Origin of the sequence: Lacrimispora sphenoides JCM 1415, from assembly GCF_900105615.1 — a bacterium.
GTDB classification, from domain to species: domain Bacteria; phylum Bacillota; class Clostridia; order Lachnospirales; family Lachnospiraceae; genus Lacrimispora; species Lacrimispora sphenoides.
Map to the genome: position 1 here is coordinate 2146125 of NZ_LT630003.1, position 15397 is coordinate 2161521.

13 protein-coding genes and 1 other annotated feature are annotated in these 15397 nt (G+C 45.9%); of the genes, 3 read left to right on the forward strand and 10 right to left on the reverse strand.

Translation table 11 applies throughout. The features are described from left to right. Nucleotides 1–13: 13 nt before the first annotated feature. Nucleotides 14–238 (reverse strand) — a binding site (T-box leader). Between the two features lie 226 nt (nucleotides 239–464). From BMX69_RS09645 to BMX69_RS09655, 3 genes are read right to left on the reverse strand one after another with little or no spacing between them, the layout of a single operon-like run. Next, nucleotides 465–1280, reverse strand: coding sequence for a hypothetical protein (locus BMX69_RS09645; RefSeq protein ID WP_054789974.1), 816 nt, complete (start codon nucleotides 1278–1280; stop codon nucleotides 465–467). Next, a complete protein-coding gene (locus BMX69_RS09650; protein ID WP_025233522.1) occupies nucleotides 1277–2500 on the reverse strand; it encodes a DUF5716 family protein in 1224 nt (407 codons plus the stop codon). The genes BMX69_RS09645 and BMX69_RS09650 overlap by 4 nt, the downstream gene beginning before the upstream one ends. A 16-nt stretch (nucleotides 2501–2516) precedes the next feature. Continuing rightward, nucleotides 2517–6089, reverse strand: coding sequence for a DUF5717 family protein (locus BMX69_RS09655; protein WP_100042226.1), 3573 nt, complete (start codon nucleotides 6087–6089; stop codon nucleotides 2517–2519). A gap of 141 nt (nucleotides 6090–6230) precedes the next feature. Here BMX69_RS09655 and BMX69_RS09660 point away from each other — a divergent pair, with 141 nt between their 5' ends. Together BMX69_RS09660 and BMX69_RS09665 are read left to right on the forward strand one after the other, a co-directional pair. After that, on the forward strand, nucleotides 6231–7385 hold the full coding sequence (locus BMX69_RS09660; RefSeq protein WP_100042227.1) for an NAD(P)-dependent malic enzyme: 1155 nt from the start codon (nucleotides 6231–6233) through the stop codon (nucleotides 7383–7385). 132 nt (nucleotides 7386–7517) lie between these two features. Beyond that, nucleotides 7518–8042 (forward strand): DUF4364 family protein, encoded by a 525-nt coding sequence (locus tag BMX69_RS09665; RefSeq protein WP_025233525.1) that lies wholly within the window; start codon nucleotides 7518–7520, stop codon nucleotides 8040–8042. A gap of 146 nt (nucleotides 8043–8188) precedes the next feature. Here BMX69_RS09665 and BMX69_RS24425 read toward each other — a convergent pair whose 3' ends face one another. After that, nucleotides 8189–8410 carry a hypothetical protein gene (locus BMX69_RS24425; RefSeq protein WP_166433186.1) on the reverse strand — a complete coding sequence of 74 codons (222 nt, stop codon included), beginning with the start codon at nucleotides 8408–8410 and terminating at the stop codon, nucleotides 8189–8191. Nucleotides 8411–8435: 25 nt separating this feature from the next. Here BMX69_RS24425 and BMX69_RS09675 point away from each other — a divergent pair, with 25 nt between their 5' ends. Further along, nucleotides 8436–9398: a GNAT family N-acetyltransferase gene (locus tag BMX69_RS09675; protein ID WP_100042228.1), complete on the forward strand. Its 963-nt coding sequence runs from the start codon at nucleotides 8436–8438 to the stop codon at nucleotides 9396–9398. 43 nt (nucleotides 9399–9441) lie between these two features. On the opposite strand, the gene BMX69_RS09680 is transcribed toward BMX69_RS09675, so the two are convergent. The 6 genes from BMX69_RS09680 to yihA all read right to left on the reverse strand — a co-directional run bounded on the left by BMX69_RS09680 (nucleotide 9442) and on the right by yihA (nucleotide 15372). Next, nucleotides 9442–10185: an amino acid ABC transporter ATP-binding protein gene (locus BMX69_RS09680; protein ID WP_100042229.1), complete on the reverse strand. Its 744-nt coding sequence runs from the start codon at nucleotides 10183–10185 to the stop codon at nucleotides 9442–9444. Then, nucleotides 10186–10980, reverse strand: coding sequence for an amino acid ABC transporter permease (locus BMX69_RS09685; protein WP_174715238.1), 795 nt, complete (start codon nucleotides 10978–10980; stop codon nucleotides 10186–10188). It lies immediately after the preceding gene. 182 nt (nucleotides 10981–11162) lie between these two features. Then, nucleotides 11163–12044 carry a transporter substrate-binding domain-containing protein gene (locus tag BMX69_RS09690; RefSeq protein ID WP_054789971.1) on the reverse strand — a complete coding sequence of 294 codons (882 nt, stop codon included), beginning with the start codon at nucleotides 12042–12044 and terminating at the stop codon, nucleotides 11163–11165. Nucleotides 12045–12177: 133 nt separating this feature from the next. Next, nucleotides 12178–13815: a transglutaminase domain-containing protein gene (locus BMX69_RS09695; RefSeq protein WP_054789970.1), complete on the reverse strand. Its 1638-nt coding sequence runs from the start codon at nucleotides 13813–13815 to the stop codon at nucleotides 12178–12180. Between the two features lie 18 nt (nucleotides 13816–13833). After that, on the reverse strand, nucleotides 13834–14700 hold the full coding sequence (locus BMX69_RS09700) for a hypothetical protein (protein WP_100042230.1): 867 nt from the start codon (nucleotides 14698–14700) through the stop codon (nucleotides 13834–13836). Between the two features lie 63 nt (nucleotides 14701–14763). Further along, nucleotides 14764–15372, reverse strand: coding sequence for a ribosome biogenesis GTP-binding protein YihA/YsxC (gene yihA / locus BMX69_RS09705; protein WP_054790023.1), 609 nt, complete (start codon nucleotides 15370–15372; stop codon nucleotides 14764–14766). Nucleotides 15373–15397 lie beyond the last annotated feature (25 nt).

Consider the following 15397-nt stretch of genomic DNA (forward strand, 5'->3'; position numbering starts at 1 on the left):
GCATCGTTGGGATGCAAAGGGCGAATCAACGCGGTACCACCTTTGTTCATATGACAGAGCCTGCCATATCTCATATAGCCTATAACGCAGCCACACGTGAAAGCCTACTGAATTACAAAATTTCAGCCTTCCGGTTCAGAAGCTACCTTCCGCATACACTACCTTAACCGTCTTTCAGCCGGTGAACGGTTTTCTCTTTCAGGGTTATAAGCGTACTCCTCTTCTTCTCTACCTTTTCCTTGTTCTTGCCCATGTTTTTTGAGCATATAGGTATACCCGCAGGGTATTTCCTTATACCATGTAATGATAGTGTCTTTTTATAGTTTTGTCAAGTACAATACTCTTATGAATTTCAGAAAGCTTTTTTTACCGGAGTTCTGCTAACCCCCAGTTCTGCGGAAACCTCCATATTGTTCAGACTACTCCCCGTGAGCACCGTTTAGCAATCTGAAACAGAATCCATTTTATGACATAATATTCCGGTATTCCTGTTTCCACTTCTGGATAAGCTCACCGGCTCCCTGAAGCCGCTTGATCGGGTCTTTTTGAAACAGCTGTTCAAGTTCTTTCAGGCTGTCCGCCCCGGCCGCCAGCGCCTCCGCCTTTTCTTTTTCTATTTCGCATTCCTGCCTCATTTCATCTGTAATGAGAGCCTGAAACCGTTCATTTAACACCAGGCCCTGATTCCATTGGGCCAGATGGCATATTCTTTTTAAAATCTCGGCATTTTTCACCAGATCAAAGGATTTCTGGTAGGCATGGCAGGCTTTGTCCGTCATAAACAGCCTGGCATAAGCCGCTCCCAGATTATTATATATTTTAGCCCGGAAGGCATCATCTCCCCGGTTACCCTTTGGAAGATCCAGGATCTTCCGGTATTCTGACTCCGCCTTTCCATATTGCTTTCTGGAAAATAGGTAATCCGCCTTTGCCTTTAAAAACTCATGGACAGGCATCCGTCGGTAAGTGGACAGATTCTGCCGGAACCGTCCGACCTCAGAAGCAGTATAATAATCGCATTCGTGAAGGATCATGGCAAGAAGCTCATCCGTTTCCTCGCCGCTTTGCTGCCATTTTTCCAGCTTAGCAGCCAGAAACCCCATATCCAGATCCTCTCTGATAAACTGGATCAGGTTATTATCCACAAATTGATCCATGACCAAAAGAGGATTATTATAAATCACATAGCAAAGCTCCTGGGATGAAAACAGGCGGATTCCCAGGCCTTCAAAATAAAAAGGATGTTTAACCGGCTCCTGCCGGCAAAGAATCAAACTCATAGCATAACCTCTTGCCTTATCACGGCCTCTGTGGCCGGAAATATTTCACCAAAGCCCTTGTCTTTTAGTACTACTGCCATGGTTTTCTCATCCAAGAACCCAAAGCTGATCCCTATCCGGAGGGTTTTTTCCATACGTTTTGGAAATCCTTCCAGCGGAATCTTCACCAGCCGTTTCTGCTTTGGATCCATGGGCGTTACCATGAATTCCACGTAATCCTGATGATCCACGATTAAATCCACGCTGCTCTTTGCTTCATACCAGTTGTCCCCGGCTGCAGCTACTACCAGCTGGCTTTCCCGTTCCTTATGGAGCACCTTCATGGAAATGGTGGAATGAAGACGCCCCTCACAAATGCAGGTAAAGGGATAAGAGGTCTTATCCTGAAGATAATCCATTCCCTTAAAAGCCGCACCTCTGGCAAACAGCTCCGGTTCCATATACACCTTCCGGCGGGAGCACAGTATCTTCATGGAATCTCCCGCCCAGTCATGGCGCTCAAAGCCCTTTCCCGTCAGAAAGACAGATGAAAATAATTTCTTCTGGAGAAGCCTGTCCGCGCAGGAGCTTAAGATTTTATCCGCCAGCTTTCCTCCGGAAGGCGTATCTAAAATATCCAGATTAAAACTTTCTTCCAAAGCCTCATCCTCTGCAATCACCACCATCTTCCGAAGGCCTCTCTGTACCTTAAGCTCATGATAGTGAAAAGAATCTTCCGATAAGTCAAACACACCTACCTGATTGCTCCAAACCTCTTTTTTCTGGCTGAGGGTATAGTATACAAAGCTTTCCGTATGGCTTATGATGTGCACACGATCTCTTGGTATCTCTAAGTAGTCCGCGCAGTACATAAGGGCATCCATCAGCTTTACATCCACCTTCTGCATGGTGATCACCAGCTGTTTCACCTCATCGCAGAAAAACTCTTCCATGGGAAGCTTTAATATCTTTTTTAAAAACATCTTTAAAAGGTCAAGACCTTCGTATTTGGTTCCGCCCAGAGTGGCGGTTCCTTCTTTCCTAACCATTTTTATCAGCTTGTCTATGATAATGCCCTCGCCTACAAGAGTATAGGCATAAGCCTCTTCTCCTACAAACCAGGCATCTTCATCCTTTTTCCTGCAGATCACTGTAGGAAAGCACCATGATTTTTCCCTGTCATGGCAGCATATGCGGGTATAGGCATCGCAAAGGTCAAGCCCTATTATCAGTCCGTCCATTGACAGCCCCCTTATCTTACATCAGTGGAAATAATTCTTCTGCAGCAGCATTCTTTTTTAAATACTCCTGCATCCGATTTTTGAGCCCGTTTTCATCCTTTAAGCTTAAGGACAGACTCATATCATTTAAACAGGCAAACTTGCTGTCCGAAGCCTTTCGGGAGACTCCGGTATCACAGCTTACACTGCCTTCTTTTTTTAGAACCCACGCTTCCTCAATCAGCTCTCTCACCCGGTATTCCATGATCTCGCCTTCAAACAATATTTTCTGCTTGACGAAAACTCCCTGGTACATCCGGGAAATATCCTCACTGTGAAACTCTTCTTCATCCGGAAGAATTCTGACCTGCAATTCCACCTTGGAATCCCGGTCCCCACAGTACTGGATCATGGCTTTATCCATAATATCTTCCGGCATGGGAATATAGTTTGACAGATCCTTAAAATACGGGAACACAAGACCTTCTTCTAACAGGAAGGAAACCGTAGTCTGGCACAGCTTCTGCTGCTCTTCATCAAGCGCAGAAAGTTTCGAATAATACTTAGTTATGGCCAGCAAATAAATGGTGGGAAGACGGCCTTTTACAGATGCTGCCTTAACCGTTCCTTCCAGATAAGCGAAAACCTTTTCCTCCGGCTCCTTATCCTCCATAAAGTACTCTGAACATTTTATGATAAAATAAGCCTTCACGATCATATCACCGGTTTCCTTGCGGCTCCTGTAAAGGCCAAACACCTTGTCAAGTTTAGAGCTGCATCCGGAAAACATCATCTGAGCCGTCAGGCGTTCTTCCAGATCATATGTTTCCACATGCTCGGAAACGCCCTTCATAAGCACCTGATACATATGGCTCGTCAACCCGTTAAAATGCTCGCACAGGTAGTCAAGGATCACTCCGTCACTTTTTCCTTCCTTAAAAACATCATATGCCAGATGTAAAAGCAAAGGATCCTCGTCAAATAAGTTCTTAAGTATCATTTTCGTACACAATTCGTAAAGCCGCTCCGTCCTGGTTCCTTCGCTACCGAATTCCCGGATCATTAAGAACGCCTCTTCCATGTGATTGTTATGGATGAGCGTATCACAGACGTTTATCCGCTCTTCCTTGGAAAGGACCTTTTTATCCAGCTTAACCAGATATCCGGCTCCTTCATCTCCTTCCAGACCGTCAGAGGCCTGTCTGCCGTAAAACTCGATGACTTTGGAAAGGAGAAGCTTCTGATAAAGAGGCCGCAGGTTTTTATCCTCCAGCGTGCCTTCCAGAATCTTCACCTCTTCTATATCTGAGGCCCCGTCCGCAAGAATCCGTTCACATGCCCGGAGCCGGAGCATGGAATGCTCCGGATAAAGTTCAAAGCAGCGTTCTTCCAGTTCCGGGCGGTCCATAACAGGTTCTTTCTCATAGGGAATGTTGGCATACCGGTTGCCAAAGGCATCCTGGAAAAGCAATATGCTGTGCTCTGAAAACAAGGGTACATAGGAGACACCATCATCGAGAAGGAATGCATCCTCCTCTGTCATTTCCTCATAGCACACAATGACATACTTCATCTTTTTATTGCTGCATTCCACCCGGTAGGACCGGAGTATGGAGGGCAGCACCTTTGCCATAGGAAGATCGATCACATCCTTTAATATCATCCGCTCATAAATTCCGGCCAGCTGCTTGTCAATCCGTGATTCAAACAGCTGCTCCGTAGCAAATTTCTCGATCGTCCGCTCATAGGCCTGATACAGAGGGTCAGTTGGTTCCAGATAAACCAGAACATTTTTATAAAGGATCGCCCTGCTATGGAGATCCAGTTCATTTCCTCCGTAGGAAAAATAAAGAAGCACTTCCTTTGGGAGGAGATAGCAGTAATTCCCCGGCAGAGCATACAAATAATATTCATACAGCCGCGTCAGGCTGATCCCTGCCTTTACCCCTTTTTCGTACCAGGAAAAGGCTTCCGCCATGCGGCATTCCCCTTTGATTAACAAGGCACAGATCGCCTCAAGCACCTCTTTTATAGGGTGCTCCTCATAAAGCTTAACTAACATCCGGTACTGCAGCCGGTTAAAATGCTTTGCCGTTAAGGTAAGCCTGGATACGGCTACAGCCAGCTTTTGATCTACGATTCCTTTTCCGGCGCAATGATAAAGGATCTGGAGTTCCATGGAACCCATGGCCCTTATGATCTCCGGTGAACTGTTCAGCACTTTGCAGCCCCATACGTAGAAAAACGGGCTTCTGACCCCCATTTGAAACTGCTTCTTCATCATGGCTAACAATGCAGGCAGATTCTCAAACAGCTTGTCATCCAGCTTCATAAGCAGCAAAAAAAGCCAGAAGAGCCTTCTGTCTTCTTCCAGATATTTTTTCATGAGACGGATCAGGGATTCCTTCTGGTATTCGTCCGGCTGCACCTTTAAACGCAGGTACTGGTAATAGCAGTATAGCTCCCTTTTTTCCTGACGCACCTTAAGGACATCATCCCGGCATTCGTCAAGAAGCAACGCCGCTTTGGAAGGATTTCCCTGGCCAAGGAATATCTCAGCCCGAAGCAGCTTAAGGAGGCTGGTTTCACCTTTCATCAGTTCAATCTCATCAAGAGCCTTTTCCATCTCATCATATAGATTATTTATATCCTTCTGCCCGTACTCTTCTTCCAGGCGGAGCCGTAAAAACCGGCTCAAAGCTTCTTTTGCAAATGCATTTTCTGCGGATACCCCTCCTCCAGGGTTATTGACCGCCGTAACGGGGATGGCAAAACGGTCTTCAACTCCAGTTATGAGAATCCTTCCGGAATTCTCTCCCTGGTGCATGCGTTCCGGATGGACCAAAAAGGGGACTCTGCATTCCTCTTCCTCAAAGTCCTGCTCCCCAACGCTTTTCTTTGGCAGCTCTATAAAATCACAGTCCGTTGTAACTTCCAGGTTCACATAGCCCCAGTCGCTGCGCTTTATAATCACCCAGTCCGTTACAACTTCTTCCAGTTCTCCAAATCTCCGCTCCTCGGTTTCCGTCCATAACCGGACCGGCTCTTTTACCTTTAAAGCGGTCAGAAACTCTTCCAGTTCCTTTCTTCTGTCAGGTCTCCCCTTCAAGCCATCGTAGATTGCCCTTACATGAAGGTCCTGCATAAAGGGAGCCGTGACAAAATCCCGGTACTCAAACAAACGAAGAGCCGTATCCATATCTTTTTTAGCCGTATCTGCAAAATCCTCTGCTGTCTTTAAATCACTCAGCGCTTTTCCTGACGTGCTCAGTTCCACGCAAAAAGAATAAGGGACTTCTCTCTCGCCGCCATTGGTAACCAGATAAAAAGAGCCCTTAATCACATCTCCATCTTCCAGGTAACTACTGTTTATCTCATAGACCAGATGGTTATATGTTCCGCCAAACGCTCCGCTTATGAGTCTGACACGGAAATTTGACGAATATGCAAGTCCTTTTATATGTAAATTATTCTCACTGGTAACGACAAGTTCCCGCCTGGTAGCTCCGCCGGAACGAACCACATCATCAATTTCCCACGGTGTCACCTTAATCTTTGGAATCTCTGAATCAATGATGCCCTTTGCCAGCCTGTTGATCCGTTCTCTCATAGTACCACCTGTATCTTTAATTTCCTTATCTTATTTAGCTATTTGATTTTAATTACTCTATATTCTAACATATTTTCTATTGATTTAAAACCCTAAAATTGGTATGATAAAATAAAACTGTGAAAAAAAGGACGAACGATCATGACAACCAACGAAAAAGCTTTATTACTGCATGAAGAATGGAAAGGAAAGCTGGAAATTATTTCCAAAGCAAAGGTAAAAAGCCGGGAGGATCTGGCCCTTGCTTATACTCCAGGCGTAGCAGAACCCTGCAAAGTTATTGCCGGGGATCCGGAAGCTGCCTACCTATACACAATCAAATCCAACACCATTGCTGTCGTTTCAGATGGAAGCGCTGTTCTTGGACTTGGTAACATCGGACCTCTGGCCGCCATGCCCGTTATGGAAGGAAAAGCGGTGCTCTTTAAGGAGTTTGGGGGAATCAATGCCATCCCGATCTGTCTGGATACCCAGGACACCGAAGAGATCATTAAGACCGTGGTGAATATTGCGCCCGCTTTCGGCGGAATCAATCTGGAGGATATCTCCGCCCCCCGTTGTTTTGAAATCGAAGAACGGTTAAAAGAGCTTCTTGACATCCCCGTATTCCATGATGACCAGCACGGAACAGCAATCGTCGTTCTTGCCGGCATTATAAACGCCTTAAAAGTGACAGGAAAGAAAAAAGAGGAATGCAAAATTGTTGTAAACGGTGCAGGCTCCGCCGGTATCGCCATTACAAAACTCCTTCTGTCCTACGGATTTCTTCATATCACCATGTGTGACCGTGCAGGAATCCTGGCAAAGGGCATGGAAGGCTTAAACTGGATGCAGGAAAAGATGATGGATGTGACAAATCTGGAAGGAATCCATGGTTCTTTGGCAGATGCCATGAAAGGCAGTGATATTTTCGTAGGAGTTTCTGCTCCCGGAATCGTAACGGAAGAAATGGTCGCTTCCATGAATCCTGACGCCATTCTGTTTGCCATGGCAAACCCGGTTCCTGAGATCATGCCTGATCTTGCCAAAGCAGCCGGCGCAAAAGTAGTTGGAACCGGAAGGTCTGATTTCCCCAACCAGGTCAATAATGTAGTTGTGTTCCCCGGCATCTTTAAAGGTGCATTGGAGGGAAGGGCAACTGCTATTACGGAAGATATGAAGCTTGCTGCCGCAACCGCTATTGCCGGCCTTGTAGCACCTTCAGAACTGAACGAAAACAATATCCTGCCCGAGGCCTTTGACCCTCGTGTTGCATCTGTCGTGAGCCAGGCCGTCAAAGAATATATCCGGCAGTAAAAAATATGAAGGATCTGGTTGAAAGCGGCTTTCACAATCCTAGAATTTACGGCGCAGCAAGCGCGACAATGGAGGTATCCCCTTACAGGGATACCAAAATGCCCAAAAAGCGCGGGCAGGAAAGAGGTAACTATGCTGTCAGAACCTATGACCCTGTACAAACTAATGATTTTATACATGCTTAAACAGGTTAATTTCCCCCTGACAAGCGCACAACTGTCAAACTTTTTTCTGGAGCATGAATATACCACATATTTTACGCTCAATCAGGCATTGAATGAACTGCTGGAGGCCAGACTGCTTCATGTGGAAACAAACCATAACAGCAGCCGGTACGAGATCACCAGGGAAGGGGAAGAAACCCTTTCCTTTTTCGGTAGCAAGATTTCACCGGCTATCATCAATGATATGGATGAATATTTAAAAGAGAACAAGTTCCGTCTCCGCAACGAGGTGGGGGTAACCGCTGATTTCTATAAATCCACCAGCCATGACTACATCGTCCACTGTCAGGTCCGGGAAGGAAAAAACTGCCTGATAAACCTGGAACTGTCTGTTCCGGATAAGGACCAGGCGGAAATCATGTGTGACCACTGGAAATCTAAGAGTCAGGAAATATATGCATTTGCCATGAAAGCACTGATGAGCGGCTCTTAACATTTCATCTAACAGAAACATAAGGGGGATTTATTTTGAGTAAAATTCAGACAAAGAAAACATTATTTCCGAAGATAAATGAACAATATCAGTTACATTTGAAACAATTAGAGAAAAAAAAGTTCCATTTCAAGGTAAGGTTAATTTTAACCGTCATCCTGCCCGTTTTTATTTTTGTGGTTTTTATCAAAGCAGCAAATACCTTTATCAGGATCAAGATACGAAATCTTTTTTCCAAGCCGGTTCATAAGTGTATATCCGAGAAACAGGAAGTGCCGGTCCCCATCCAGGGAGAGCCGGTTAAAAAGGAAACGATTCAACCACAGCGGGTTTCCGATGAGCCCAAGTGAAATTTGCTCATTACCCATAGACGAAAAGAGGAGCAATGAAACGATGATTATAGTTGATTTTGCCAGGGAACATATCAGCAAGGCAAATGAGCTGGCACTGGCCTGCTACAAAGAAGAACTTTGTCAGGTGCCGGCTCTGCCATATGTTGATGCCTTCCCTGATTTGACCTGCTTTGCCGATAACGGTATGGGTGTTGCAGCGTTTGAAGATGATGAAATGGTGGGATTTTTATGCGGCGTCAAGCCTTTTGACAATGCGTTTCACTCCACTGACGTTAAGGGTGTGTTTTCACCTATGTGTGCCAATGCGGCAACCCTTAAGAACAGAGCAAATATTTATGCGTCCATGTATCAGGATGCTGCCCGCAAATGGGTGCGTGCAGGCGCAGTCAGTCATGGTATTTGCTTATACGCACATGACGAAATTGTTCAAAACCAGCTTTTTAAATACGGTTTTGGTCTTCGCTGCGTTGATTCAATCCGCCCTATGGAGCCATTTGATTGCAGGACCAGTGAAGGATACGAGTTCATAGAACTTCAACCAAGCGAGTACGCTTTGGCATATCCGCTTGAACTCATGTTAAACAAACATTTTAACAATAGTCCGACTTTCATGAAACGTGAACAGGAAACATTGGATGCCTTTTGTGAAACGTGCATAAAAAATCATGAACGGTGTTTTGTGTCTCTATACCAGGGCAAAATATGCGCTTATTTAAAAATTTCAGAATCTGGCGAAACCTTTATAACGGAACATCCAAATTACCGCCATATTAACAGTGCGTTCTGTCTTAAAGAGCATCGAGGCAAAGGATTATATCAAAACCTGCTGAATGAGGTGATAAAAACCTTGAAGGCAGAGGGTTACACCCACCTGGGTGTAGACTTTGAGAGCATCAATCCAACGGCATATAGTTTCTGGTCAAAATATTTTACAGCTTATACCCATGGTGTTGTACGCCGTATCGATGAACGGATTTTGTCAGAGAATTCTCACTTAAATTAATAAAAAAGCTGATTCAGTTTTATCATCCTGAATCAGCTTTTTCTTATCCCTGCATAAACCGGTTTAAAAACTCTTTTGTTGAATTTTTCTTTGGATTCCCAAAGATATCAGCTGGAGCGCCTTCTTCTTCAATGACGCCGCCTGCCATATAAACCACACGGCTGGACACATCCCTGGCAAATGCCATTTCATGAGTTACGATGATCATGGTAAGGCCTTCCTTTGCCAAAGTTCTCATAACTGCCAGTACTTCCCCTACCATCTGGGGATCCAGTGCGGAGGTTGGCTCGTCAAACAGCAGGATCTCCGGTTCCATTGCCAAGGCTCTTGCAATGGCCACTCTCTGCTTCTGCCCGCCGGAAAGCTGCTTTGGCTTTGCATTGATGTAAGGAGCCATACCTACCTTCTCCAGATACATCATCGCCTTCTTTCTGGCTTCTTCCTTATCTTTTTTTAAGACCTTTATCTGGCCTACCAGACAGTTTTCCAAAACAGTCATGTTATTGAATAAATTAAAACTCTGGAATACCATACCTACTTTCGTACGATAGGAAGGAACGTTCATCTTCCGGTCCGTAATGTCTACATCATGGTACATGATTTCGCCGGTAGTAGGAGTTTCCAGCAGATTGATGCAGCGCAGCAGCGTTGACTTTCCGGAACCGGAGGCTCCGATAATACAGGTCACATCTCCGGCATTGACAGAGAAATCAATGTCCCGCAGCACTACATTCGTTCCAAAGGTCTTGCTCAAATGATGAATCTCTAAAACTTTTCCGCCTGCCATTTATTTATCCTCCTTCTCTTTAGGATCTGGGAATTTAACCATGCCGCTGGTATAAGCCAGGGTATCCGTGGTCGCCAGATCGTAGCTGTCTGGACCATCCATCTTCTTCTCCCAGTGACGAAGGATTCTTGAACAGGTAAAGGTCAGGATAAAATAAATGATCATAGTGATGCCAAATGCTTCAAAATAGGTATAATATGCGCCTGCAACGCCCTTTGTGGCATAAAACAGCTCCACAACGCCGATCACAGAAAGCACGCAGGTATCCTTAATGTTGATGATTAAGTTATTGCCGATCTGAGGCATGATATTGCGCAGTGCCTGGGGCATGATAACATTGACCATCGTCTGAAAATGGGTCATGCCGATGGCCTTGGCTCCCTCAGTCTGTCCCTGGTCAATGGAAAGGATTCCTCCTCTCACGGTCTCAGCCATATAAGCCCCCGTATTAATGGACACGATGAAATAAGCAGCAAAAGCGGTGGACATGTTAATGCCAAACAATACGGAAGAACCGTAAAATATAAACATGGCCTGAACCATCATTGGCGTTCCGCGGAATACCTCTACATAAACATTTAAAATGAATTTTACTAACTTTAACAAAAACCTTTTTATAGGATTGTCACTTTTTATAACCGGAATCGTCTGGATAATTCCTACGGCAAAACCAATGATGCAGCCGATGAATGTGCCGACAATGGCGATTGCCATAGTCTTTCCCGCCCCGTTTAAAAAGGACGGGCCATAATGCTGCAGTATAAATACTATTCTTCCAAAAAAATCTGATGGCAAAGACATATACTACCTTCTCCTTCTCGTACTTCGTCGAAACAGAACAAGCGGCACGAAATTAGAACACTCTTCTCCCGTGCCTGCAAGCCCTGATTCTATTTTTATTCCTGCAAGCAATGAGCCAGGTGCAGGAATGTTTACATTCCTGAACCCGAACTATGCCTTAAGGTATTTTACCTGGATTACTTTGATAATGGCTGAACGGAAATTGCTTCTTCCATCATCTTGTTAAAATCGTCCTTGCTCATTTTGGCAAGTACTCCGTTTATGGCATCCTTTAATTCCGTATTGCCCTTCTTCAAAGAAATACCGATGTTCACGTCTTCATCAGAAACCTTAAACTCACCCTCTGTTCCGGTGAAATCAAGGAGCTTGAAGTCAGGATAAGCAACCAGCGCTGCCTGTCCGGTAGGCTTGTCTGTCACTACCAGGTCACATCTTCCGGAGCTTAAAGATACCAGCATGGCTGGTGCGGATTCCTGGGCAGGCTGAATGTCTGCACTTGGAATCTGAGGCAGGCAGTTGTCATACCAGATTGTATTTAGCTGGGAAGTGCAGGTTGCTCCGGAAAAATCGGAAACACTCTTTGCATTCTCATACTTGCCTCCGGCTTTCACCAGGGTCACAATGGTCGCATAATAGTAAGGATCTGTAAAATCAACAGACTGCATACGCTCTGCTGTAACGGACTGACCGGCGATAACACAGTCAACCTTTCCGGACTGAACGGCAGGAACAAGGGAATCCCAGTCCAGCTTAACGATCTCCAGTCCATAGCCCAGTTCCTCTGCTATCTTTTTTGCCATCATGACGTCATAGCCATAAGCAAAATCAGAGCTTCCGGATATAGGAACGGCTCCGCCTGCATCTGTCGGCTGGGTCCAGTTATATGGTGCGTAGCTGCACTCCATGGCAACCTTTAATACCTTATTGTCTCCCGTCTCCTTGCCGGCTGCCGCGGACGTGCCTGTACCGGCATTACCGCTTCCGCAGGCAGTCAGAAAGGACGCTGCCAAGGTCGCTGCCATAAGAGTTGATACGATTTTTCTCATTATCTTTTTCATAACTTTTTTCTCCTCTTCCAACCAAATTAATTTCTATACAATAAATAGATTCATTATAAAAAGATTTTCACTCCTTGTCAAGACTATTCGCGGGTTCTGAGATTATACGTTGTTTTATAAAGCACCGGGCATACTACCGACTGCGCTCCTGCGGACCGGATGCCGGAACCGGCACAAATGCGCAGCCTCCATACGAAGCAGGTCGATGAGTAATCTCCATCTGGCCATCATCAGCCAGAAAATACGTCTCGTCAACCACTCCGCCCTTATTCATCCACACCGTATCGACATGATACCAGTTGCCGTCGATTCGCACCATATTCCATACATGAGCGCCATCAACAGTTTCCCCGACAATACAAATACAGTCCACGCCCGCTTCTCTGGAAAGCAGCGCAAAGGCGGCGGAAAGTCCCTCGTAATTGGCCCTGCCCTCCACTAGCGCACCATATGCGGTGGCCCATTCCGGATCAGGAACCGCGACCCTGATAGTAACGCCGTTGCTGTCCTGAAATTCTGTCTGCGGCATTTCACCGTTGTATGGCGTCACATGTTCCACCAGGTACTGCGCAAGGTAATAACATTTTTCCCGATCGGTGAGGTCTGGCGGCATACCCGAGACAAGTTCAGCAGCTGCGTCCCAGGCCTCAAAATATTGGGGATTTGTATCGCTGATGATCCTGCCTGCATATACGTTACGGACTGGACCAGCATCGTCGGTGGCATAACGCCAGGGCTGCCTGTTTTTCTGATAATAAGTTACGGCCCCGTACAGTGAGAGCACTCGCTGGTATCCCTCTGCTGTGAGCGGTTCGGGGAGATAAAAGCTATGGGTGCTTTCCTCGCCTCGCGCCACAGCCACGCTATAATATTCACCATACAACAGATCGAAAGCCTTCTGCTCATCGGTCGTCAGCAGATCATAACCGTAAATCTCAGTACACCTTCTGACAATCAGATCTCCATACAGCCATGAACCGTCAGGCAAACTGGCAGAGGATAAACCGGACGGACCGGTCAATGTGGTTCCGGCTGCATTGGTGACAGACACCACCGTATGGGTACCGGGCAGATACTCCACACAGTATTCGGTCTGCATCAGAGTATCAGACTGAAGGTTACTCTTTACACAACGGAGTGTCCCCACATCAGAAGAGAAATAGTAGTATTCCTTATCCGGAACAATCACATAATCATTTGTGTTGTCGAGCGGACGGTCCGTGGGAAGGAATTTCCCCTTGTATATAAGGGGTTTGCCTGTACGCAACAGAGAGAGATCGCTGTAGAGTGAAATTGTCTCACGCGGCGCAGAACTGAAAAAGAGACATTGTACTACAAACGTGATTTCTATTGCCAGCAGTACATAGAAAAATACACGAATCTTCCAACCCGTGGATTTATGCTCTATGTACCGCTCATATTGCATGAGGTATGTCTTGCGGCGTTCTTCTGCAGCCAGCAAGTCTGAAACGCGCAGCAGCTCCCTTTTTTCCCGTATGGGTCCTATAATCGAAGCGATTATGTATAGCAGTAGACAGATTACCGGGGGCAGAAGCAGAAATATAATAGAAGCGGAATTGCCATAAAACTCTGCACGCAGCTGTGCTGAAACAGGTTCATCGCCAAAAGAAAACAAAAGCCTGCAGACAGGTTTGGCGAGCAGTATCAGCGCATAGCACACTGCACTGGACAGAAGCGGCAGCAACCAGAACTTCTTCCCTTTTTTTGATTCTGAACCGGCGGCTTTGGACCGGGTGTATCGAATCTCCATATATATCCATCCTTAAAATCATTCGTTTACTATTTGTAGTATTACTTTGCTGCCCGGCAAGTATTTGATCACGAAAGGGTAGATTCCGTCATCATACACCGTCGCCTTATATTGCAAACGGCTCATGACATAATATTCTTCTTCGGCGTCAAGATAGATAAGAACCGTGTCACGGCCTAAGAAGTCTTTTCCATTTTTATAATAATAGACCGGGTAATCGTCAGCGTAATAATCCCAACCGTATTCGTCATGGAGCACCCGCCGCAATTCAGACGCCACATCCTCCTGGTCTGTTTCATGGATGATCTGTCCGTATGCCATTGCTATCACATCCTCCTCGGTAACCGTTCGGGTAAGGTATTCACCATCCCTTACCCTTGGAAGGTCTTTTGCCAAGGAAATAAATTGTACAGCCACAAATGCAGAAACAAGAGTGATTGTTATGAAAAAGACAATGCGGTAAGCCGGTTCGACTCTCCGTTCGAACAGCTTACACGGCAGGGCTGCCCAGGTATGCCATTGGAATATCAGTCCAAGAATGAAGAGAGCGTTGATAACATTCGGCAGAAGCACTGCAAAATAGTTGTAATACAAAAAGCGTTGCGACAGAAACGCAAAAAGGTCGAGAAGCTTCAGCGGAAACACAGGCTGAATCAAAAAGTTGAAAGCCAGCATGATCACAGTTGATCGGACGATACGGCGGTAGGACTTATGGCCCACGAGTCCGTCCAGGATGCAGCTTAAGTAGAATCGGCGGCGCAATGGTGTTATCTGCGCCCTGTTTTCAATAAAAAATTGCATTGCGTCTTCAAATTCTCCGCGGGACATAAGCCATGAGAGCCTATCCTGTGCATCGTCAAGCATACCATGCGATTCATAATTCATGCGTAATGTCCTCCGGTAATCTTGATATGGATCGCCTCAATACCCGAAGCATGAATCCATAGGTTATTTATGCGGATCAACTGCTCCCTCATTTACGGATTCTGAAATGATGTCCCATATTTCTTCCCTGCCCTGCTTGGTCTCGGCGGAAAAGGGAATCACCGTTACTTCGCTTCCGATCCCAAGCCCCGTGCGAAGGACTTTTAACGATTTCTGCACCTGGCTTCTCTTTATTTTGTCCAGCTTGGTGGCGATGATGATCGGATGATAGCCATTGTGCACGACCCAATTATACATGGTCTTATCATTCTCCGATGGCTCGTGGCGGATATCGATGAGCAAAAACACACATCGGAGCATGGAGGACTTATGAAGATAGTTTTCTATCATCTTCCCCCACTTCGCCTTCACTTCCAGAGATACCTTAGCATAGCCGTAGCCTGGAAGATCCACATAGTACAAAGCATCATTGATGTTATAAAAATTAATGGTCTGGGTCTTCCCCGGCTGGGACGAAGTTCTGGCAAAGGATTTGCGGTTCATCAGGGCATTTATGAGAGAAGATTTTCCCACATTGGATTTGCCCGCAAAGGCAAACTCCGGCTTTGTATTCTCCGGAAGCGTACTGGTTATCCCGCACACAGTCTCCAGCTCTACTGATTTAATGATCATATGGTTTCCTCTTTCCTGCCCATGT